This is a genomic window from Cellulosimicrobium cellulans (assembly GCF_007679345.1).
GTDB classification, from domain to species: domain Bacteria; phylum Actinomycetota; class Actinomycetes; order Actinomycetales; family Cellulomonadaceae; genus Cellulomonas; species Cellulomonas cellulans_A.
Genome location: NZ_VEGH01000010.1, coordinates 67,281 through 87,775, shown reverse-complemented (window position 1 = coordinate 87,775; position 20,495 = coordinate 67,281). Strand labels below are relative to the sequence as shown.

16 protein-coding genes are annotated in these 20,495 nt (G+C 75.3%); 8 read left to right on the top strand and 8 right to left on the bottom strand.

The window, feature by feature from the left end; translation table 11 throughout:
- Positions 1 to 44: 44 nt before the first annotated feature.
- Positions 45 to 2,198 (top strand): 4-alpha-glucanotransferase, encoded by a 2,154-nt coding sequence (gene malQ, locus FS882_RS14270; protein WP_262348307.1) that lies wholly within the window; start codon positions 45 to 47, stop codon positions 2,196 to 2,198.
- A gap of 76 nt (positions 2,199 to 2,274) precedes the next feature.
- Entirely contained in the window at positions 2,275 to 2,898 is a 624-nt protein-coding gene (locus FS882_RS14265) for a toxin (RefSeq protein WP_158373822.1), read from the top strand.
- A gap of 201 nt (positions 2,899 to 3,099) precedes the next feature.
- Here the strand turns inward: FS882_RS14265 and pepN are convergent, their stop codons facing one another.
- Positions 3,100 to 5,739, bottom strand: a complete 2,640-nt coding sequence (pepN, locus tag FS882_RS14260) for an aminopeptidase N (RefSeq protein ID WP_158373820.1) — start codon at positions 5,737 to 5,739, stop codon at positions 3,100 to 3,102.
- Positions 5,740 to 5,966: 227 nt separating this feature from the next.
- Between pepN and FS882_RS14255 the strand changes: the two genes are divergently transcribed.
- Both FS882_RS14255 and FS882_RS14250 read left to right on the top strand, forming a co-directional pair.
- Positions 5,967 to 6,590 (top strand): DsbA family protein, encoded by a 624-nt coding sequence (locus FS882_RS14255; RefSeq protein ID WP_262348306.1) that lies wholly within the window; start codon positions 5,967 to 5,969, stop codon positions 6,588 to 6,590.
- Positions 6,591 to 6,653: 63 nt separating this feature from the next.
- The gene (locus tag FS882_RS14250) at positions 6,654 to 7,208 is read left to right on the top strand and encodes a hypothetical protein (RefSeq protein ID WP_158373817.1); all 555 of its coding nucleotides are present in this window, start codon (positions 6,654 to 6,656) and stop codon (positions 7,206 to 7,208) included.
- Positions 7,209 to 7,287: 79 nt separating this feature from the next.
- On the opposite strand, the gene FS882_RS14245 is transcribed toward FS882_RS14250, so the two are convergent.
- On the bottom strand, positions 7,288 to 9,264 hold the full coding sequence (locus FS882_RS14245) for a M13 family metallopeptidase (protein ID WP_158373815.1): 1,977 nt from the start codon (positions 9,262 to 9,264) through the stop codon (positions 7,288 to 7,290).
- A 153-nt stretch (positions 9,265 to 9,417) separates the two neighbouring features.
- Here FS882_RS14245 and FS882_RS14240 point away from each other — a divergent pair, with 153 nt between their 5' ends.
- On the top strand, positions 9,418 to 9,870 hold the full coding sequence (locus FS882_RS14240) for a ribose-5-phosphate isomerase (protein ID WP_158373813.1): 453 nt from the start codon (positions 9,418 to 9,420) through the stop codon (positions 9,868 to 9,870).
- A 143-nt stretch (positions 9,871 to 10,013) separates the two neighbouring features.
- On the opposite strand, the gene FS882_RS14235 is transcribed toward FS882_RS14240, so the two are convergent.
- Positions 10,014 to 11,291: a GNAT family N-acetyltransferase gene (locus FS882_RS14235; protein ID WP_262348305.1), complete on the bottom strand. Its 1,278-nt coding sequence runs from the start codon at positions 11,289 to 11,291 to the stop codon at positions 10,014 to 10,016.
- A gap of 108 nt (positions 11,292 to 11,399) precedes the next feature.
- On the opposite strand from FS882_RS14235, the gene FS882_RS14230 reads away from it, so the two are divergent.
- Positions 11,400 to 12,536 (top strand): PP2C family protein-serine/threonine phosphatase, encoded by a 1,137-nt coding sequence (locus FS882_RS14230; protein WP_239199754.1) that lies wholly within the window; start codon positions 11,400 to 11,402, stop codon positions 12,534 to 12,536.
- Positions 12,537 to 12,866, top strand: a complete 330-nt coding sequence (locus tag FS882_RS14225) for an MGMT family protein (RefSeq protein WP_158373809.1) — start codon at positions 12,537 to 12,539, stop codon at positions 12,864 to 12,866.
- A 224-nt stretch (positions 12,867 to 13,090) separates the two neighbouring features.
- Here FS882_RS14225 and FS882_RS14220 read toward each other — a convergent pair whose 3' ends face one another.
- Complete coding sequence (locus FS882_RS14220; protein WP_158373807.1) at positions 13,091 to 14,608, bottom strand: MFS transporter; 1,518 nt, start codon at positions 14,606 to 14,608, stop codon at positions 13,091 to 13,093.
- Between the two features lie 138 nt (positions 14,609 to 14,746).
- Between FS882_RS14220 and FS882_RS14215 the strand changes: the two genes are divergently transcribed.
- On the top strand, positions 14,747 to 15,424 hold the full coding sequence (locus FS882_RS14215; RefSeq protein WP_187365308.1) for a TetR/AcrR family transcriptional regulator: 678 nt from the start codon (positions 14,747 to 14,749) through the stop codon (positions 15,422 to 15,424).
- A gap of 130 nt (positions 15,425 to 15,554) precedes the next feature.
- Here FS882_RS14215 and FS882_RS14210 read toward each other — a convergent pair whose 3' ends face one another.
- The 4 genes from FS882_RS14210 to FS882_RS14195 are packed head-to-tail and all read right to left on the bottom strand — an operon-like array spanning position 15,555 to position 20,441.
- Entirely contained in the window at positions 15,555 to 16,049 is a 495-nt protein-coding gene (locus tag FS882_RS14210; protein ID WP_158373803.1) for a CoA-binding protein, read from the bottom strand.
- Positions 16,049 to 17,500: an O-acetylhomoserine aminocarboxypropyltransferase/cysteine synthase family protein gene (locus tag FS882_RS14205; RefSeq protein ID WP_158373801.1), complete on the bottom strand. Its 1,452-nt coding sequence runs from the start codon at positions 17,498 to 17,500 to the stop codon at positions 16,049 to 16,051. Before FS882_RS14205 ends, FS882_RS14210 begins: the two co-directional genes overlap by 1 nt.
- Positions 17,497 to 19,563 (bottom strand): acetate--CoA ligase, encoded by a 2,067-nt coding sequence (gene acs, locus FS882_RS14200; RefSeq protein WP_158373799.1) that lies wholly within the window; start codon positions 19,561 to 19,563, stop codon positions 17,497 to 17,499. Before acs ends, FS882_RS14205 begins: the two co-directional genes overlap by 4 nt.
- Positions 19,560 to 20,441 (bottom strand): ABC transporter permease, encoded by an 882-nt coding sequence (locus FS882_RS14195; protein WP_158373797.1) that lies wholly within the window; start codon positions 20,439 to 20,441, stop codon positions 19,560 to 19,562. Before FS882_RS14195 ends, acs begins: the two co-directional genes overlap by 4 nt.
- Positions 20,442 to 20,495: the final 54 nt, after the last annotated feature.

The window sequence follows — 20,495 nt, the reverse complement described above, 5'->3', positions numbered from 1 at the left end:
GCGGCTGCCCGGCGTGACCCGCGCCCCTCTGGCAGGATCGGCGTGTGGCCGAGCACACACCCTCCCCGTCCCTGCTGGACCTGGCGCGGGCGCACGGCGTCGCCACCGAGTTCCAGGAGTTCAACGGCGGGATGCGCGACGTCGCCCCCGCCACCCTGGTCGCCGTGCTGGGGGCGCTCGGCGTGGACGCCTCGACGCCCGAGCGGGTCGAGGTCGCGCTGCGGCACGCCGAGGACGCCCCGTGGCGCCGGGTGCTGCCGCCGGTCGTCGTGGTCCGGCAGTCCGACGCCGTGCAGGTCCCGGTGCACGTCACGCACGGCGACCAGGTGCGGGCGTGGGTCGAGGTCGACGGCGCCGAGGGGCGCGGCCGGCGCGCCGCGGGCGCGGTGACCGAGCGGGTCGAGCTGGAGCAGGCCGACGTCCTGGTGGAGCCGCGCACGGTCGACGGCCGGCAGGTCGGGCGCGCGACGTTCACCGTGCCGGCCGGGCTGCCGCTCGGCTGGCACCTGCTGCGCACGTCCGGCCCGTCCGGGGAGGCGGCGAGCCCGCTGGCCGTGACGCCCGACCGGCTGGCGCTGCCGGCCGCGCTCGACGAGAAGCGCGCCTGGGGCCTGATGGTGCAGCTGTACTCGGTGCGCTCGCGGGCGTCCTGGGGCGCGGGCGACCTGCGGGACCTGGCCGACCTGGCGTGGCTCTCGGGGCACGAGGCGGGTGCGCAGTTCCTGCTCATCAACCCGCTGCACGCCGCCGAGCCGGTGCCGCCGCTGACGCCGTCGCCGTACCTGCCCACCACGCGCCGGTTCGTGAACCCGCTGTACCTGCGCGTCGAGGACGTCCCCGAGACGGCGTACCTGTCGTCCGCCGACCGGGCGCTCGTCGAGTGGTCGGCCGAGCAGGCGCTGGCCCTCGACACCGACGACGGGCCCATCGACCGGGACGTGGTCTGGGCCGCCAAGAAGGCCGCGCTGGAGGTGGTGTTCGCCGCGCCGCGGTCCGCCGCCCGGCAGTCGGCGTTCGACGACTTCCGCCGACGCGAGGGGCGGGGGCTGGAGGACTTCGCGCTGTGGTGCGCCCTGGCCGAGCGGCACGGCCCGCCGCCGTGGCCCGCCGACCTGCGCGACCCCGCCGCGCCCGGCGCCCTGCGCGCCCGCACCGAGCTCGCCGAGCGCGTGCAGTTCTACTGCTGGCTCCAGTGGCTGTGCGACGAGCAGCTCGCCACCGCCCAGCGCACCGCCCACGAGGCCGGCATGTCGATCGGCGTCATGCACGACCTCGCCGTCGGCGTGCACCCGGACGGCTCGGACGCGTGGGCGCTCGGGTCGGTGCTGGCGCGCGGCGCGTCGGTCGGGGCGCCGCCGGACATGTACAACCAGCAGGGCCAGGACTGGTCGCAGCCGCCGTGGCACCCCGCCGAGCTCGAGCGGGTCGCGTACCGGCCGTACCGGGACATGCTGCGCACCGTGCTGCGGCACGCGGGCGCCGTCCGGATCGACCACATCATCGGGCTGTTCCGGCTGTGGTGGATCCCGCAGGGCAACAGCCCCGCCGAGGCCACCTACGTCCGGTACGACCACGACGCGATGATCGGCATCCTCGCGCTCGAGGCGCACCGCGCGGGTGCGGTCGTCATCGGCGAGGACCTCGGGAACGTCGAGCCGTGGGTGCGCGAGTACCTGCTGGACCGCGGCGTGCTGGGCACCTCCATCCTGTGGTTCGAGAAGGACGGCGAGGGCCGCCCGCTGCCGCCCGAGGACTACCGCCGGCTCGCGCTGTCCTCGGTGACGACGCACGACCTGCCGCCGACGGCCGGCTACCTCGCCGAGGAGCACGTCGCCCTGCGCGAGCGGCTGGGGCTGCTGACCGAGCCGGTCGAGCAGGTGCGGCGGGCCGCCCGGGCCGAGCGCGAGGCGATGCTGGCGGTGCTGCGCGAGCGCGGCCTGCTCGGCGACGACCCCACCGAGCGGGAGGTCGTGGAGGCGCTGCACCGGTACGTGCTCCGCACGCCGAGCGTGCTGGTCGGGGTCTCGCTGGCCGACGCCGTGGGGGAGCGCCGCGCGCAGAACCAGCCCGGGACCGACCAGGAGTACCCGAACTGGCGCGTGCCGCTGGCGGACGGCGCCGGGCGGCTGGTCCTGCTGGACGACCTGTTCACCAACGCGCGGCTGCGGTCGCTCGCGTCGGTGCTCGCCGAGGGCTGACGCCGCGCGGGTGGTCGGGCCGCGGGGACGGCAGGGGGCGCCGGGGCGTCGTCGGGCGCGTCGTTAGGCTGCCCCGATGACGACCTGGCCCCCGCGGCGCGTGCGCGTCGTCGGCAACTCCGGCGCGGGCAAGACGACGTTCGCCCGCGCGCTCGCGCGGCGCCTCGGCGTCCCGCACCGCGAGCTCGACGAGGTGTTCTGGGGGCCGGGCTGGGTGAAGAAGGACCCCGAGGTCGCGCGCGGGATCCTGCGGGAGTTCCTCGACGGGGCACCCGGCGGGTGGGTGGTCGACGGCAACTGGAACGACGTCCGGCAGGGGCTGGCCGACGACGTGGACGCCGTCGTGTGGCTCGACTACCCGCGGCCGCTGGTCATGGCGCGGGTCGTCCGCCGGACGCTCGCGCGGGCGGTGCTGCGCCGGCCGATCTACCACGGCAACACCGAGTCGCTGGCGTCGCTGGTGCGCACCGACCCGGAGGAGAACATCGTGCTCTGGTCGTGGACGGAGCACGCCGCCTACCGGGAGCGCTACCGGCGCCTCGCGGCGACGGGGACGGTCCCGGTGGTGCGCCTGCGCACCCCGCGCGCGGCGCGCCGCTGGCTGGCGGCCCTCCCGCAGGCGGCGCCGGCACCCGCCGAGCGCGCCGCGCCCGCCGCGCCCGCCGCGCCCGCCGCGCCCGCCGGGCGTTCGCCGAGATAGGACCGCTGCGGCGAGATAGGGCCGAGGACGGTCCTATCTCGCCGCGGGGGCCCTATCTCGGCGATCGACCCCCTGGGTCGCGGCAGGACGACCGATCTCGACGCTGACGCCGGCGTCGCCCGGGACGGCGACGCGCCCGGTGCCCGGCCCCCGCGAGCGAGGGTCGGGCGCCGGGCGCGTCGTGCCGGGCCGGGGTGCGGGTCAGGCCTCGTGGTAGTGGCGGTCGGCCGCCTGGGCCGCGAGCAGCCGGCGCACGCCGTCGCGGGCCTCGACCACCAGCCGGCGCAGCGCCGGGGCCGCGTCCGGGTGCGCGGCCAGCCACGCGTCGGTCGCCCCGGCCACGTCGACCGCGCCGTCGCCGGCGTCGTCCGCCAGCTCGGTCGGGTACAGGCCGGTCACGATGTTCTGCGCCATCTCGTTGGTCTTCTCCGACCACACGCGCTCGAGCCCGTCGAAGTACGGCGCCACGAACGGGCGGAGCAGCGTGCGGTCGTGCACGCGGCCGAACCCGCCGATGGTCGCGGCCTGCAGGGCGTTCGGCAGCGCGTCGGAGTCGACGACCGCGGCCCAGGCGGCGGCCTTGGCGTCGGCGGTCGGCAGCGCCGCGCGGGCCGCCGCCGCGGCGCGCTGGCCGGTCGCGGTCGGGTCCGCCGCGAGCTGCGCGTCGATCTCCGCCTCGCCCGCGCGGTCGCCGGCGACCAGCGAGGTCAGCAGCTCCCAGCGCAGGTCGGTGTCGATCGACAGGCCGTCCAGCCGGGTGCCGCCGTCCAGCAGCGCCGCGACGGCGTCGAGCTGCTCGGGGGTCGAGGCGCGGGCCGCGAACGCCTTGACGAGCTGCAGCTGGGTGTCGCTGCCGCCCTCGGCGTCGGTCGCGAGCGTCCACAGCGTGTCCGCGGCGGCGACCTCGGTGGCCGACCGGTGCTCGGCCGCCACGTACAGGTCGAGCGCGGTGTGCAGCTGGCGGAGCAGCACCAGGACGACCGAGGAGTCCGTCTCGTGCGCGATGCTGCCGAGCAGCAGGTCGACGTAGTCGCGCGCGGGGGTCTCGCCGTCGCGGGTCGCGTCCCAGACCGCCGCCCAGACCAGCGTGCGCGGGAGCGACTCGGTGAAGTGGCCGAGGTGCGCGATCGCGGTGGCGAGCGAGCGCTCGTCCAGCCGGACCTTGGCGTAGGCCAGGTCCTCGTCGTTGAGCAGCAGCAGGTCGGGCCGCTTCGTGCCGACGAGCTCGGGCACCTCGGTGCGCTCGCCGTCGACGTCCAGCTCGACGCGCACGACGCGCTCCAGGCGGGTCTCGCCGGAGGCGTCCGCGACGACGTCGTAGCCGCCGACCACGAGGCGGTGCGGGCGCTGCACTGGGTGGGTGGCGGGCACCTCCTGGCGCACGGCCAGCGCGGTGATCCGCTCGACGCCGTCCTCGCCGACCTCGGAGGTGATCTCCGGGCGCAGCAGCGTCACGCCGGACTGCTCCAGCCACAGCGCCGACCACGCCGACAGATCGCGGCCGGAGGTGGCCTCGAGCTCGGTGAGCAGGTCGCGCAGCTCGGTGTTGCCCCAGGCGTGCTTCGCGAAGTACTGCCGGACGCCCGCGAAGAACTGCTCCTGGCCGACCCACGCGACGAGCTGCTTGAGCACGCTCGCGCCCTTGGCGTAGGTGATGCCGTCGAAGTTGACCTCGACGTCCTCCAGGTCGCGGATGTCCGCGGCGATCGGGTGCGTCGACGGCAGCTGGTCCTGGCGGTAGGCCCAGCCCTTCTCCAGCGAGGAGAACGTGGTCCAGGCGGTGGTCCAGCGGGTCGCCTCGGCCGTCGCCAGCGTGGAGGCGTACTCGGCGAACGACTCGTTCAGCCACAGGTCGTCCCACCAGCGCATGGTGACCAGGTCGCCGAACCACATGTGGGCGAGCTCGTGCAGGATCGTCACCGCGCGGCGCTCGACCGTGGCCTCCGGCACCTTGGACCGGAACACGTAGGACTCGAGGAACGTGACCGCGCCGGCGTTCTCCATCGCGCCCGCGTTGAACTCCGGCACGAACAGCTGGTCGTACTTGGCGAACGGGTACGGGAAGTCGAACTGCTCCTCGTAGAACGCGAAGCCGGCCCGCGTGATGTCGAGGATGTTGTCCGTGTCCAGGTGCTGCGCGAGCGAGCCGCGGCAGTAGACGCCGAGCGGGATGGTGCGGCCGTCGCGCGACGTGAGCTCGCCGTGCTCGTGGTGGTACGGGCCCGCGACCACCGCGGTGATGTACGAGGACACCCGCGGCGTCGGCTCGAACGTCCAGGTCGCGGTGCCCTCGTCGCGGCCGCCGTTGCGGTTGCTGCCGCCCTCGACGGGGACGGGGTCGCCGACGGCGGGGGAGTTCGACACGACCACCCAGTGCGCGGGCGCGGTCACCGTGAACGCGAAGGTGGCCTTGAGGTCGGGCTGCTCGAACACGGCGAACACGCGCCGGGAGTCGGCCACCTCGAACTGGGAGTACAGGTACACCTCGTCGTCGACCGGGTCGACGAACCGGTGCAGGCCCTCGCCGGTGTTCATGTAGGCCGCGTCGGCGACGACGACGACCTCGTTCTGCTCGGCGAGGCCGTCGAGGCGGATGCGCGAGTCGGCGACGACCTCGGCCGGGTCGAGCTCGGTCCCGTTCAGCACCACGCGGTGCACGGTCGGCGCGACGAGGTCGAGGAACGTGCCGGCGCCGGCCTCCCGGGCGGTGAACCGGACGGTCGTCGTCGAGGTGAACGTCACCGGCCCCGTCGTCAGGTCGAGCGCCACGTCGTAGGACTGGACGTCGACCAGGGCGGCCCGGGTCCGGGCCTCGTCGCGGGTCAGGTTCTCTGCGGGCACGCGGGGTCTCCTCGTGGAACGTCGGTCGCAGGTCTGCGGGGGACAGCCTCGCTGAGGCGTCGCCGCATCATTCCACCACCCGGCGGGTGCGTGCGTCCGCCGGGCTCCCGCCCCCGCGTGACACGGCCCCCCGGTTCCGGGGCATGATGGCGGGCGGCGCGGTCGACCGGACGGCGCCCGCGTCCGCGCGCACGCACCCGACGTCGACAGCCCGAGGAGCCCTCCCAGTGACCGAGACGACCGCGCCCGACCGCGACACCGCCGACTTCTGGTTCGACCCCGCGTGCCCCTGGGCGTGGATGACGTCGCGCTGGATGACCGAGGTGCAGCGGGTCCGCGACGTCGACGTCCGCTGGCACGTGATGAGCCTGTCCGTGCTCAACGAGGGCCGCGACCTCCCCGACGAGTACCGCGCGCTGATGGACGACTCCTGGGCGGCCGTGCGCGTGCTGACCGCCGCCAAGGAGCTGTACGGCGCCGAGCACCTCAAGCCGCTGTACGACGCGCTGGGCACGCGCCGGCACCCGGGCGGCCGCTCGGACACCTGGGCGATCATCCGGGAGTCCCTGGACGAGGTCGGGCTGCCGCAGTCGCTCGTCGCGTACGGCGACACCGACGAGTTCGACGAGCAGCTGCGGGCCTCGCACGCCGAGGCGATCGCGCTGGTCGGCGACGAGGTCGGCACCCCGGTCGTCGCCGTCAACGGCACCGCCTTCTTCGGCCCCGTGATGACGCCGGCCCCGAAGGGTGAGGAGGCCGGCCGCTTCTGGGACGGCTTCGTCCTGATCACCGGCGTGCCCGGGTTCTACGAGCTCAAGCGCACCCGCACCAAGGGCCCCGTCTTCGACTGAGCGCCGGCCGCGCGCCCGCCCCCCGGGTGCGCGCCGCCCCCGCCCCACCCCCGGAGGTAGCAGATGGCAGCCCTCGCGAACCTGAGCCGCGGCGTGAAGATCTTCCTCGCCGTGGACGTCGTGCTGGTCCTCGGCCTGGTCGTCGCGGCGATCGTCGTGCTCGGCGGCGGATCCGACGGCGGGACGACCGCGGACCCGTCGGCGCCCGCCTCGCAGGCCGCGTCCGGCGCCGCGACCGACGGCGCCACGTCCGGCGCGACCAGCGACGTCGCGACGTCGTTCGCGTCCCCGACCGGCAACATCGCGTGCACCATGTCGCCCGACGGCGTGACCTGCACGATCGCGAACATCCAGTACTCGGTGCCCGCGTCCGAGGGCTGCACCGGCACCACCGGGCACACCGTGGTGCTCAACGAGTCCGACGGCGTCACGACGCCCTGCGTCGAGGGGCCGGCGCCCGCGCCCGCCTCGGCGGACACCCCGGTGCTGGAGTACGGGCAGACGCAGACGGTCGGGCCGTACACCTGCACCAGCGGGTCGAACGGCATGTCCTGCGTGGTGGACGAGACCGGGGCCGGGTTCCGGGTGGCGACGGCGGCGCTGACGACGCTGCCGTGACGGGCGGCCCGCTCGCGCAGGCCTGACGACGCGCCGCGGCGCCCGCCCCCCGGCCGGGGACGGGCGCCGCGGTCGTCCGTCACCAGATGCGCACGCGCTCCTCGGGCGCGAGGTACAGCCCGTCGCCGGGCTGCACGTCGAACGCCGTGTAGAACTCGTCCACGTTCCGCACCACCGCGTTGCAGCGGACCTCGTCCGGGGAGTGCGGGTCGACCGCGAGCCGGCGGATGATCTCCTCGTCGCGGCCCTTGGCCCGCCAGACCTGCGCCCAGCCGAGCAGCACCCGCTGGACGCCGGTGAGGCCGTCGACCTCGGGCGCCTCGTCCAGCGGCCGGCCGAGCGCGATGCGGTAGGCCTTCAGCGCGATGGACAGGCCGCCCAGGTCGCCGATGTTCTCGCCGATGGTGAGCGCGCCGTTCACGTGGTGCGACCCGTTCAGCTGGGCGGGCGAGAACGCGTTGTACTGCTCGATGAGCGCCGACGTGCGCTTCTCGAACTCCGCGCGGTCCTGCTCGGTCCACCAGTCCTCGAGCCGGCCCTGGCCGTCGTACTTCGAGCCCTGGTCGTCGAAGCCGTGGCCGATCTCGTGCCCGATGACCGCGCCGATGCCGCCGTAGTTCACGGCGTCGTCCGCGTCGGCGTCGAAGAACGGCGGCTGCAGGATCGCGGCGGGGAACACGATCTCGTTCATGCCGGGGTTGTAGTAGGCGTTGACCGTCTGCGGGGTCATGAACCACTCGTCGCGGTCGATCGGCCTGCCGATCTTGTGCAGCTCGTAGTCCTGCTCGAACGCGGACGCGCGGCGGACGTTGCCCACCAGGTCGTCGGCGCGCAGGTCGAGGCCCGAGTAGTCGCGCCACTTGACCGGGTAGCCGATCTTCGGGGTGAACGCGTCGAGCTTGGCGAGGGCCTTGGCCCTGGTGTCCTCGCCCATCCAGTCGAGCGCGGTGATGGACTCGCGGTACGCCTCGACCAGGTGACCGACGAGCACCTCCATCCGCTCCTTGTGCGCCGGCGGGAAGTGCCGGGCGACGTAGACCTCGCCGACGGCCTCGCCGAGGACGCCCTGCACGAGCGAGACGCCGCGCTTCCACCGGTCCCGCAGCTCCTGGGCGCCGGTCAGCGTGCGGCCGTGGAAGTCGAAGTTCGCCTCGACCAGCTCGGAGGACAGGTACGGGGCCCGCGCGCTGATCGCGTGGTACGCCAGCCAGGCCTGCCAGTCCTCGACGGGCTCCGACGCCCAGAGGCCGGCGAACGCGGTCGCGAACGACGGCTCGCGGACCACCAGCTCGTCGAGCGAGCCCTGCGGGGCGCCGAGCGCGCGGGACCACGCCTCCCAGTCGAAGCCCGGCGCCGTCGTCGCGAGGGCGGCGAGCGTCGTCGGGTTGTAGGTGAGGTCGGCGTCGCGGTCCTTGACGACGTCCCAGTGGCCCGCGGCGATCATCGTCTCGAGCGCGACGACCCGGCCCGCTGCCTCGTCCGCGGCCGCCTCGTCCGCGGACCAGCCGCCCAGGCGCAGCATCCGCGCGACGTGCGGGCGGTAGGCCGCGAGCACCGACGCGTACTGCTCGTCGCGGTAGTACGACTCGTCGGGCAGGCCGAGGCCCGACTGGTACAGGTAGACGACGTACCGCTCGGGGTCCTTGGCGTCGTTGTCCACCCAGAACCCGGTGCCGGCGGCGGCGCCGGTGCGCTGCAGGGTGCCGAGGACGTCCGTGAGGTCCTGGCGGGTGGTCGCGGCGGCGATCGCCGACAGGTCGGGTCGCAGTGGCTCGGTGCCGGAGGCCTCGACGGCGTCGGTGTCCATGAACGACGCGTAGAGCGCGCCGATCTGGGCCTGCACCCCGGTGGCCTCCGCGGCCTCGCCCGCCTCGACGATGATGTCCCGGACCTGCTCCTCGGCCTGGTCGTGCAGCGCGCGGAACGAGCCGTCCATCGCCCGGTCGGCGGGGATCACGTGCTCGGCCACCCACCGGCCGTTGACGTGCGCGTACAGGTCGTCCTGGGGCCGGACGGCCGGGTCGAGGGCCGAGGTGTCGATGCCGCTGCGGGTCATGGTCGAGGGGGGTCCCTTCCGGTCGGGCAGGCGCGCGGCCGCGCACCGGGAGCCAGCCTAGGTCGCGGGGGTGACGGAGCGCTGCCCCGGGTGGCGGCGGCCGGGACGCGGACGGTCGCGACGCCGCGGCCGGGCGTGCGGCAGGATGGCCCCATGCGTATCCATGTCGCCGCTGACCACGCCGGGTTCGAGCTGAAGGTCGCGCTGGTCGAGCACCTGCGCGCCGCGGGGCACGACGTCGTCGACCACGGCGCCGCCGAGTACGACCCGCAGGACGACTACCCGGCCGTGTGCTTCGCCGCGGGGGAGGCCGTCGTGGCCGACCCGGGCAGCCTGGGCGTCGTCATCGGCGGGTCCGGCAACGGCGAGCAGATCGCCGCGAACAAGGTCGCCGGCGTGCGCGCCGCCCTGGCGTGGAACACCGACACCGCGCGGCTGGGCCGGCAGCACAACGACGCGAACGTCGTCGCGATCGGCGCCCGGCAGCACTCGGTCGACGAGGCGCTGGAGCTGGTCGACGTCTTCGTGAACGAGCCGTTCTCCCAGGACCCGCGCCACCAGCGCCGGATCGACCAGCTCGCGGCGTACGAGGCCGCGCGCGCCTGACGCGCTCCTCGCCCGCGCCGCGCGCGCCTGACGCGCTCCTCGCCCGCGCCGCGCGCGCCTGACGCGCCCGCCGAGTCTCCACCGCGTGCCTGTCCCCGACGACCGGGGCGCAGGCGAGAAGTGGAGACTCGGCGAGGCGACGCTCAGAAGACCCAGGGGCACACCGGGGCGACCGGCCAGCCGAAGGCGGTCGCCGCGCGGTGCAGCGCGTCCGGGCGCGCGGCCGTGACCTGGCCGGCCGCCGCCAGGGCCGCGAGGCTGCGACCGCCCAGGTAGGCGGCGCCGAGCTCGCGCACGTCGAGCTCCAGGTCCGGCGCGACCGCACCGGCCGGCTCGACGCGCGCGCCGTGGGTGCCGTCCGCCCCGGCCTCGCCCGTGACCAGCCGCCACGCGCCGTCGTTGGCGGGCAGCAGGCCGTCCCGGACCCGGAGCACCACGTCGAGCGGCGCCGCGTACCGGCGGCCCGCCAGCGCGGCGGGCACGTCGAGCAGCCGCACCCACAGGTTGTCGCTGACCCGGGGGACCGGGCGCCGGGTGTCGACCAGCAGGGCGAGCAGCGGGTCGTCGACCGGCAGCATCCCGGTGGTGACCTTCGCCGTCAGGTCCAGGTCGAGCAGCACCGACCACAGCCGGTGCGCCGCCGCGGCGTCGACCGCTGCGGACAGCCGCACCTGCACGGGGTACTCCGCGCCGCCGTCGCCCCAGGTCTGCGTGCGGCGCAGGATCGCGAAGGCGCGGGGGCTGCCGTCGGGGGCGTGCACGGTGAGGAGCCGCGCCTGCTCGCCGCCGCTGCGCCACGCCGCCGGGTCCGCCACGGCGATCCGGCGCAGGGCGTCCGACCCGCGGCGGATCCAGCCCGGCCGACCCCGCCCCGCGGCGGCGTACACGTCCTCGACCACGCCCTCGTGCGCGGTCGGGTCGAGCGTCGCGAACCGGACGGTGAGGTCGGCGGACCCGGGGACGTCCCGCAGCGCGGCGCCCCGCGGCATCGTCAGGCGGAGGTGGTCCGAGGCGGAGCCGTAGCCGAACCGGCCGTAGATCCCGGGCTCGGCGGCGAACAGCGCCGACACGTGCTCGCCGCGGGCCAGCGACCGGTCGAGGTGCGCCCGCATCATCGTGGACAGCAGACCGCGGCGGCGGTGGTCCGGCCGCACGCCGACCCAGGTGAGCCCGGCGCACGGCACCGACCCGCCGGGGGTGGGCAGCGCGAACGCGTAGGACCCGTGCACGGCGACGATCTCGCCGTCCTCGGTCTCGACCGCGACCGCCCGGTCCAGGGGGACCGCGAACGGCACCTCGGCGTCGAGCCCCGGGTCGCGGGCCGGCTCGGCGAAGGCCATGCCGTCGACGGCCCGGTAGTCCTCGACGCGGTCGGCGGTGATCTCGAACAGGCGGTACCCGGTGGTGGTGGCGGCGCTCATGGTCGCCATCCTGCTGGTCGCCGTCGCGGCGGGTCACGCGTTTTCCCCCACCGACCCTCCCGTCGCGGCACCTGGTCGCGCCCTCAGCGTGCTGGGTACTCTCGCCGCGTGACGACCCTGCGCCGGCCGACCCCGCCGCCGGTGCCGCGCGGGCTCCCGCCCGCGCGCCGGCGCCGTGCCGCGAGCGCGCTGGACCGGGTCCGGGCGTGCCTGGGGCGGTACGGCGTCGGCTCGCAGCGGGCGCTGACCACGCTGCTCGTCGGGCTCACGCTCCTGGCGTCCGCGGGCATCGTGTGGGCCCGGCCCTGGGTGCCGCCGTCGACGTTCATCCTCATCGAGCTGCTCGGCGCGTTCCTGCTCCGGATGCGCGGCATGGTCGTGCTGTGCGCGGCGATCGTGGTGCAGTTCGTCGCGATCCCGCTCGCGGGCCTGGGGGAGTTCACGCCCGGCACGTTCGTCCTGCAGGGCATCGCGATCGGGGCGCTGCTGGCATTCGCGGCGCACCGGGAGCGGCTCGGCCTCCAGGGGGCGCCGGGGGAGCTGATGCTCGTCGACCTGCGGGACCGGCTCGCCGCCCACGGCGTCGTGCCGACGCTGCCCGAGGGCTGGCGCGTCCAGACCGCGCTGCACTCGGCGCACCGCGAGGCGTTCTCGGGCGACTTCCTGGTCACGGCGCTGCGCGAGCAGGGCACGGTGCTGGAGATCGCCCTGGTCGACGTGTCCGGCAAGGGCCAGGGCGCCGGGGTGCGCTCGCTGCAGCTCTCCGGCGCGCTCGCCGGGCTGATCGGGCAGCTGCCCGCCCCGTCGTTCCTGCCGGCGGCGAACGCCTACCTGCTCGGGCAGGACTGGGAGGAGGGCTTCGCGACGGCGGTGCACGTGAGCCTGGTCCTCGCGACCGGCGAGTACACCGTGGCGTCCGCGGGTCACCCGCCGCCGGTGCACCTGCACGCCGGCTCCGGGGCGGTCGAGCTGGTCGAGGTCCGGGGCGGGCCCGCGCTCGGGGTCCTCGCGGGCGCGGCGTTCCCCGCGGTGCGGGGCCGGATCGACCCCGGCGACACGCTGCTGCTGTACACGGACGGCCTGGTCGAGACGCCCGGCGGCGACCTGGACCTGGGGATCGACCGGCTCCGCGGGGCCGCCGAGGGCGTGCTGGCCACGGGGCGGGGCGGGGCGGACGACGTGCTGGTGCAGATCGGCGCGGGCGAGGGCGACGACCGGGCGCTCGTGCTGGTGCGGAGGGGCTGAGTGGACGAGGCGTACCTGGAGGCGGTGCTCGACGTCGTCGACGCCATCCCGGCCGGCCGGGCGATGACCTACGGGACGATCGCCGAGGTGGTGGCCGACCGGTTCGTCGCCGAGGGGCTGGCGGCGCGCGGCGGCCCCCGGCAGGTCGGGCAGATCATGTCCCGCGGCGGTTCGGGGGTGCCGTGGTGGCGGGTGGTGAACGCCTCCGGGGCCCCGCCCGCGCACCACGCGCGGGCGGCGCTGGAGCACCTGCGCGCGGAGGGCACGCCGCTGTCGGCGGACGGCACCCGCGTGGCGCTCCGCCGCGCGATCTGGTTCCCGGACGACTGACCGCCCCGCGCCGCGCCGCGCCGTCCGCCTCGCCGCCCTCCCGGCCTCTGTCCGGGCGGCCGCCCGCCCGCCGACCCGTGGCGCCGAGATAGGACCTCCCGCCCGAGGTAGGACCGTCGGGGGTCCTACCTCGGCGCGCAGGTCCTATCTCGGCGAGCGGGGGGCGGGCCGGGTCGGGCGGAGCGGGGCGGGCCGGGCGGGTCGGGCGAGCGGACGGGCCGGGCTCAGTGCGCGGGGACCGCGGCCGGGTTGGCCGGGGCCTCCGCCTGCGCGCCGGCGGCCGCCGGGGCCGCCGCCGCGCGGGCCGCCCGGTCGGAGCGGGTGCGGAACACCAGGGCCGCCATGACGGCGCCGCCGGCGAAGATCGCCGCCGACCACGCGTAGGCGGTGTCGAAGCTGTGCAGCGCGGCCTGGGCCGCCACCTCGGGGGTCACCGGGGCGTGGTCCGCGAGGTACGCGGTCGCGGCGGTCGCGGCGAGCGTGTTCAGCAGCGCCGTGCCGATCGCGCCGCCGACCTGCTGGCTCGTCGACACCAGGGCCGACGCGGCGCCGGCGAGCCGCGGGGCGACGCCGAGCGTGGCCAGCTGGAACGACGCGGGCATGATCGACGCCATCCCCATGCCCATGAGGATCAGCCCGGGCAGCACGTGCGCGGCGTAGGTGCTGTCCACCTCGAGGCGGGTGAAGGTCAGCATGGCGGTCGCGGCGAGCAGCATGCCGATCGGCACGAGCACCTTGGGCCCGAACCGGGGGATGAGCAGGTTCGACTGGATCTGCGCGGTGACGATGATCGACAGCACCATCGGCAGGAACGCGACGCCGGTCCGCATCGGCGTGTACCCGAGCGTCGACTGCAGGTAGTACGTGAGGAACAGGAACACGCCGAACATGCCCGACCCCGCGACCAGGATCGCGAGGAACGAGGCGCCGCGGTCCCGGTCCAGCACGACGTCCAGCGGCAGCACCGCGTTGGCGGCGGTGCGCTGCCGGATGACGAACGCGACGAGCAGCACGACGCTCGCGGCGAGGGGGCCCCAGGTCAGCGGCGAGTCCCAGCCCTGCGGCTCGGCCTGCGAGAAGCCGAACACGAGGGCGAACAGCCCCGCGGAGCCCTGCAGGACGCCCGGGACGTCGAGCCGGTGCCCGGCCGCCCCGCCGGCGCGGGGGAGCAGGACGGCGCCCGCGACCAGGGCGACCGCCGCGATCACGACGTTGACGTAGAGGTTCCAGCGCCAGTTGAAGTTCTCGGTGAGGTAGCCGCCGAGCAGCAGGCCGATGGCGCCGCCCATGCCGGCGATGGCGCCGAAGATGCCGAACGCGCGGGCGCGCTCCTTCGGCACGGTGAACGTGGTGGTCAGCACGGACAGCGCCGCGGGGGCGAGCACGGCGCCGAAGACACCCTGCAGGGCGCGGGCCGCGACCAGCAGCTCGAACGTGCCGGCGGCGCCGCCGAGGGCCGAGGACACGGCGAAGCCGACCAGGCCGATGAGGAACATGCGCCGACGGCCGAACATGTCGGACAGCCGGCCGCCGAGCAGCAGCAGGCTGCCGAACGCGAGGGCGTAGGCGGTGACGATCCACTGCCGGTCGTTGTCGCTGAAGCCGAGCTCCGCCTGGGCGGAGGGCATGGCGATGTTCACGATGGTGGCGTCGAGGACGACCATCAGCTGCGCCAGCGCGACGGTGGCGAGGACGAGCCAGCGGCGCCCGGGGGGCGGCGTGGGTGCGGAGGACGAGGACATACGGGTGCTCCGGTCAGGACGACGGTGTGGGGGGATGGCACGACCGTAAACCAGGACCGGGCAGTTTCGAAACCCCCGAGTCTCGATTTGTTTCCGCGGCGCGGGGCGGGCATGATGGCGACGTCGAGAGGAGCCCGGATGGCCGCGCGCGAGGACGTCGCGGTCGTGGGCGCGCCCGCGGGCGGGACCGCCGCCGCCCGCCGACCCGGCCGACGGCGTGACGAGTCCAAGGACGAGGTCATCCTCGCCGCGGCCCGCGAGCTGCTGATCGAGCGCGGCTACGACGGCATGACCATGGACGCGGTCGCCGAGCGCGCCGGGGCGGGCAAGTCGACCGTCTACCGCCGGTGGCCCTCCAAGGTGCAGCTCACGGTCGACTGCCTGCTGTGCGCGAAGCAGATGACGATCGACGAGGTCCCCGACACCGGGTCGATCCGCGACGATCTGCTGAGCATCTTCGTGCGGGCGACCCGGATGAAGAGCGACGACCTGATGACCGGCCTGCTCACGGCGGTCCGCGAGGAGCCCGAGGTGCGCGCGGTGTTCCACGAGCAGTTCGTGGCTGGCCGGGTCCGGCTCGCGCGCGAGGTCCTCGAGCGCGCGCGGCTGCGCGGGGAGACCGCGCCGGGCGTCGACCTCGACATGGTCGCGGCGGTCGCTCCGGCGATGGTGCACTACCGCAAGGTGGTGGCGCACCGGCCGATGGACGCCGAGTTCGCCGAGCGCCTCATCGACACGATCATCCTGCCCCTGGCCACGGGCCGCCCGGCCGACGCCGCGGTGGGCGAGCAGGCCCTCCTCGCCGACGCGCGCTGACGCCGCGCTGACGCGCCGCGCCGCCGCCCGCCCGCGCCCACCTCACGCCGGCACGACGCCGAGATGGCAACTCTCGGCTGCGGCGGGCCGCCCGCGCACAGCCGAGAGTTGCCATCTCGGCGGAGGGGTTCTACGCGAGGGCGCGCTTGCTGCTGATCACGCCCGTGTCGAAGCCCGCGAGGTGGAGGCCGCCGTGGAAGCGGGCGTGCTCGATCTTGACGCAGCGGTCCATCACGACCGTCAGGCCGGCGGCCTCGCCGCGCGCCGCGACCTCCTCGTGCCACGAGCCGAGCTGCAGCCACAGGGCCTTCGCGCCGACCGCGAGCGTCTCGTCGAGCACCGTGGGCAGGTCGTCGTGCCGGCGGAACACGTCCACCAGGTCCGGGACGACCGGCAGCGCGTCGAGCGACGGGTACACCGGCTGCCCGAGGATCGACGTCTCGCGGGGGTTCACCAGGTAGACGTCGTACGGCGTGCTGGACAGCAGGTACGTCGTGACGAAGTACGACGCGCGCGCCGGGTTGTTGGACGCGCCGACGATCGCGATCGACCGGGTGCGGCGGAGCAGCGCCAGGCGGTCGGGGGCGCTCGGGCCCTGCCACGTGCGCTCGGGGGTCGTGGTCATCAGTTCGCCTCCGGGACAGAGCAGGACGCGCCGCCGGCGATGCCGCCGACGCCGGTGACCGCGGCGCCGACCGCGGTGGCGGCCGGGACGGCGGGCCGGGCGGCTGCGTCAGCGGCCCCGTCGGTCCCGCCGTCCGACGCCTCGAGGGGCGCCGTCGCCGCGGCGAGCGCCTGGTCCAGGTCCCAGAGGATGTCCTCGGGGTCCTCGAGCCCGACGCTGATCCGCACCAGGTCCTCCGGCACGCCCGCCGTGGCGAGCTGCTCCGCGGACAGCTGCTGGTGCGTGGTCGACGCGGGGTGGATGACGAGCGTGCGCGCGTCGCCGACGTTGGCCAGGTGGCTCGCGAGCTGCAGGTTCTCGATGAACCGGCGCCCGACCTCGCGGCCGTCGCGGTCCGCGGTGGCGGCGAGCCGGAACGCGAACACCGACCCGGGGCCGAGCGGCAGGTAGCGCCGCGCGCGCTCGTGGTGCGGGTGCGACGGCAGCCCGGCCCACTGCACCGACGTGACCCGCGGGTCCGCCTCCAGCCACTCGGCGACGGCCCGGGCGTTGGCGAGGTGCGCGTCGAGCCGCTGGGGGAGCGTCTCCACGCCCTGCAGCAGCTGGAACGCCGACTGCGCGGACAACGACGGGCCGATGTCCCGCAGCTGCTCGGAGCGGAGCTTGGTGAGGAACCCGTACTCGCCGAAGTTCTCCCACCACTTCACGTCGTTGTACGACGGCACGGGCTCCGTCATCTGCGGGAACTTGCCGTTGCCCCAGTTGAACCGGCCCGACTCGACGACCACGCCGCCCAGCGTGGTGCCGTGCCCGCCGAGGAACTTGGTGGCCGAGTGGATGACGATGTCGGCGCCGTGCTCGATCGGCCGCACCAGGTACGGGGTCGAGAGCGTGGCGTCGACGACCAGCGGGACGCCCGCGGCGTGCGCGACCTCGGCCAGCCCCGCCAGGTCGGCGACCTCGCCCGACGGGTTGGCGACGACCTCGGTGTAGACGGCCTTCGTCTCGGGGCGGATCGCCGCGGCGTAGTCGGCCGGGTCGGTGCCCGCGACGAACGTGGTCTCGACGCCGAACCGGCGCAGGGTCACGTCGAGCTGGGTCACGGTGCCGCCGTACAGCTGCGCGGAGGCGACGATGTGGTCCCCGGCCCCGACCAGCGCGGCGAACGTGATGAACTCCGCCGCCATGCCGGACGCGGTGGCGACGGCGCCGATGCCGCCCTCGAGCGACGCGATCCGCTCCTCGAACGCGGCGACCGTCGGGTTGCCGAGCCGGGAGTAGATGTTGCCGTACTTCTGCAGCGCGAACAGGTTCGCGGCGTCGGTGGTGTCGGTGAACACGAACGACGTCGTCTGGTAGATCGGCACGGCACGGGCGCCGGTCGCGGCGTCGGGGATCGCCCCGGCGTGCAGGGCGCGGGTGCGGAAGCCGAAGCGGTGCTCGGAGCTCATCGGGCGGTGGCCTCCTCGGCCTCGGGGATCGGGGCGAGGCTAGCGCCGTCGCGCAGCAGCGCGGCGACCTGGTCCACGGCCCAGGGGTTCTGCAGGGAGGTGACGTCGCCCAGCGGCCGGCCGTCGTGCAGCTCGGCCAGCAGCCGCCGCATGATCTTGCCGGACCGGGTCTTGGGGACCTCCGGGACGAGCACCACGTGCTTCGGCTTGGCGACCGGGCCGATCTCGCGCTGCACCTGCGCGCGCAGGTCCTCACGCAGCGCCGCGGCGGCCGCGCGCCACGCCCGGAGGTCGTCGACGGGGCCGGGCGGGACCGCGGGCACGACGAACGCGGCGACGGCCTGACCGCCCACCGCGTCCGTGACGCCCGCGACGCCGGCCTCGCCGACCGCCGGGTGCGCCACGAGCGCCGACTCGATCTCGATCGTCGACAGCCGGTGCCCCGCCACGTTCACGACGTCGTCGACCCGGCCGAGCAGCCACACGTCGCCGTCGGCGTCCCAGGACGCGCCGTCGCCGGCCAGGAAGTAGCCGTGCGCGGCGAACGGCCGCCAGTAGGAGTCGCGGAACCGCGCCGGGTCGCCCCAGACGGTCCGGGCCATGCCCGGCCAGGTGCGGTCGAGCACCAGGTAGCCGCCGGACCCGCGCGGCACCTCGGCGCCCGCGTCGTCGACGACCTTCGCCGAGAACCCGGGCAGTGCGCGGGTGGCCGAGCCGGGCTTGAGCGTCGTGACGCCGGGCAGCGGGGCGATGACCGCCGCGCCCGTCTCGGACTGCCACCAGGTGTCGACCACGGGCGCGCGGCCGGCGCCGAACTGCTCGCGGAACCACACCCACGCCTCGGGGTTGATGGCCTCGCCGACCGTGCCGAGCAGCCGGACCGTCGACAGGTCGTACCCGTCGGGCAGGCCCTCGGGGAACCAGGTCATGAACGTGCGGATCAGGGTCGGCGCCGTGTAGTAGACGGTGACCCCGTACCGCTCGATGACCTCCAGGTGGCGCTCGCGGTGCGGGGTGTCCGGCGTGCCCTCGTAGATCACCTGGGTCAGCCCGTTGCTGAGCGGCCCGTAGATCTCGTAGGTGTGCGCGGTGACCCAGGCCAGGTCCGCGGTGCACCAGTGCACGTCGTCCGGCTTGGCGTCGAACACCGCCCAGTGCGTCCACGACGCGTGCGTCAGGTAGCCGCCGGTGGTGTGCACCAGGCCCTTCGGCTTCCCGGTGGTGCCGGACGTGTAGATGATGAACAGCGGGTGCTCGGCGTCGAAGGCCTGCGCCTCGTGCTCGTCCGAGGCGGTGTCCACGACGTCGTGCCACCAGACGTCGCGACCGTCCGTCCAGGCGACGTCCTGCCCGGTGCGGCGGACGACCAGCACGTGCTCGACGTGGTCCAGGCCCTCGACCGCGGCGTCGGCGGCGGACTTCACCTCGACGGCCTGCCCGCGGCGGAACTGGCCGTCGGACGTGACGAGCAGCTTCGCGCCGGTGTCCTGCACCCGGAACCGCACGGCCTCGGCGGAGAACCCGCCGAACACCAGCGAGTGCACCGCGCCGATCCGCGCGATGGCCAGCGTGACGACGATCGTCTCGGCGATCACCGGCAGGTAGACGACCACCCGGTCGCCGGGGCCGATGCCGAGGTCGGTCAGCGCGTTCGCCGCCCGGGACACCTCGCGCTGCAGGTCGGCGTACGTGATCGACCGGCGGTCGCCGCGCTCGCCCTCGGCGTGGATCGCGACCTTGTCGCCGCGGCCGGCGGCCACGTGCCGGTCGACGCAGTTCACCGCGGCGTTCAGCCTGCCGCCGACGAACCACTGCGCCTCGGGCACGGTGAGGTCGCCCTCCGGGCCCTCGACCGCGGGGGACCAGGTGTGCGCGGTGTGCCACGGCTCGGCCCACTCGAGGCGGCGCGCGGCGTCCTCCCAGAAGCCCACGTGGTCGGCGTCGGCGCGGGCCCGCAGCCGGGCCGCCTCCTCCGGTCCCACGTTCCAGTCGCCGGCCGGGGCCGGGTACGCGCGGGTCTCGGTCTGCAGCGCGGCGATGGTCGCGCTCGTCGTGCTCGTCATGCCCACCTTCTCAGCAGCGACTTCTCGGCCAGGCCGATCAGCGCGTCGGTCAGCTTGCCCAGCAGCGCCAGCAGGACGATCGCGAGGATCATCCGGTCGACGCGGCCGTTGTTGCCGGAGTCCATGAGGAGGAAGCCGAGGCCCATCGACGACGCGATGAGCTCGGCGGCCACCAGGAACAGCCAGGACTGCGCGAGGGCGAGCCGCAGGCCCGCCACCACGGAGGGGACGGCCGCGGGCAGCTGCACCGCGCCCAGCAGCCGCGCGCCGCGCAGCCCGTACGCGCGCCCGGCCTCGACCAGGTGCGCGTCGACGTGCCGCAGCGCGGCGACGACGGTCGTGTAGACGGGGAAGAACGCCCCGATCGCGATGAGGGTCAGCTTGGACTCCTCGCCGATCTTCATCCACAGGATCAGCAGCGGCACCCACGCGAGCGACGGCACCGCGCGGATCGCGCCGAGCACCGGCTCCAGCAGGGCGCCCGCCAGCCGGGACAGGCCGACGACGGACCCGACCGCGAGGCCGAGCGCCGCGCCGATCAGGAACCCGAGGACGACGCGCTGCGTCGAGATCGCCACGTACTGGCCGAGCAGGCCGCGCTCCGCGAGGTCGACCGCGGCCGTCCACACCGAGGCCGGGCTCGGCAGCTGGTACGGCGCGACCAGGCCGGACGTCGTGACGACCTGCCAGGTGACGAGCAGGATCGCGGGGACGACCAGGCCGAGCGCGATGCGGACGGGCCGCCGCGCGAGCGGGCCGGCGCCGGGCCGGGCGGGGAGGCCGAGGCTGAACGGGTTCAGCCCGGGCAGCGCGCGGCCGCGGGCGTCCGTCACCGGCGCGCTGGTGCCGGCGACGGTCACCACGGGGGCGTTGGTCATGGCGGGCTCTTCCGTCGGGGGTGGTCGGTGGTGCCGTGGCCCGGGCCGGCGTCG

What these genes read in the sequence shown, in the direction of transcription:
- FS882_RS14265 (WP_158373822.1), top strand. Translation starts at nt 2,275, where the DNA reads ATGACGACCTGGCCCCCGCGGCGCGTGCGCGTCGTCGGCAACTCCGGC.
- FS882_RS14250 (WP_158373817.1), top strand. Translation starts at nt 6,654, where the DNA reads ATGGCAGCCCTCGCGAACCTGAGCCGCGGCGTGAAGATCTTCCTCGCC.
- FS882_RS14245 (WP_158373815.1), bottom strand. Translation starts at nt 9,264, where the DNA reads ATGACCCGCAGCGGCATCGACACCTCGGCCCTCGACCCGGCCGTCCGG.
- FS882_RS14240 (WP_158373813.1), top strand. Translation starts at nt 9,418, where the DNA reads ATGCGTATCCATGTCGCCGCTGACCACGCCGGGTTCGAGCTGAAGGTC.
- FS882_RS14235 (WP_262348305.1), bottom strand. Translation starts at nt 11,291, where the DNA reads ATGAGCGCCGCCACCACCACCGGGTACCGCCTGTTCGAGATCACCGCC.
- FS882_RS14220 (WP_158373807.1), bottom strand. Translation starts at nt 14,608, where the DNA reads ATGTCCTCGTCCTCCGCACCCACGCCGCCCCCCGGGCGCCGCTGGCTC.
- FS882_RS14215 (WP_187365308.1), top strand. Translation starts at nt 14,747, where the DNA reads ATGGCCGCGCGCGAGGACGTCGCGGTCGTGGGCGCGCCCGCGGGCGGG.
- FS882_RS14210 (WP_158373803.1), bottom strand. Translation starts at nt 16,049, where the DNA reads ATGACCACGACCCCCGAGCGCACGTGGCAGGGCCCGAGCGCCCCCGAC.
- FS882_RS14205 (WP_158373801.1), bottom strand. Translation starts at nt 17,500, where the DNA reads ATGAGCTCCGAGCACCGCTTCGGCTTCCGCACCCGCGCCCTGCACGCC.
- acs (WP_158373799.1), bottom strand. Translation starts at nt 19,563, where the DNA reads ATGACGAGCACGACGAGCGCGACCATCGCCGCGCTGCAGACCGAGACC.
- FS882_RS14195 (WP_158373797.1), bottom strand. Translation starts at nt 20,441, where the DNA reads ATGACCAACGCCCCCGTGGTGACCGTCGCCGGCACCAGCGCGCCGGTG.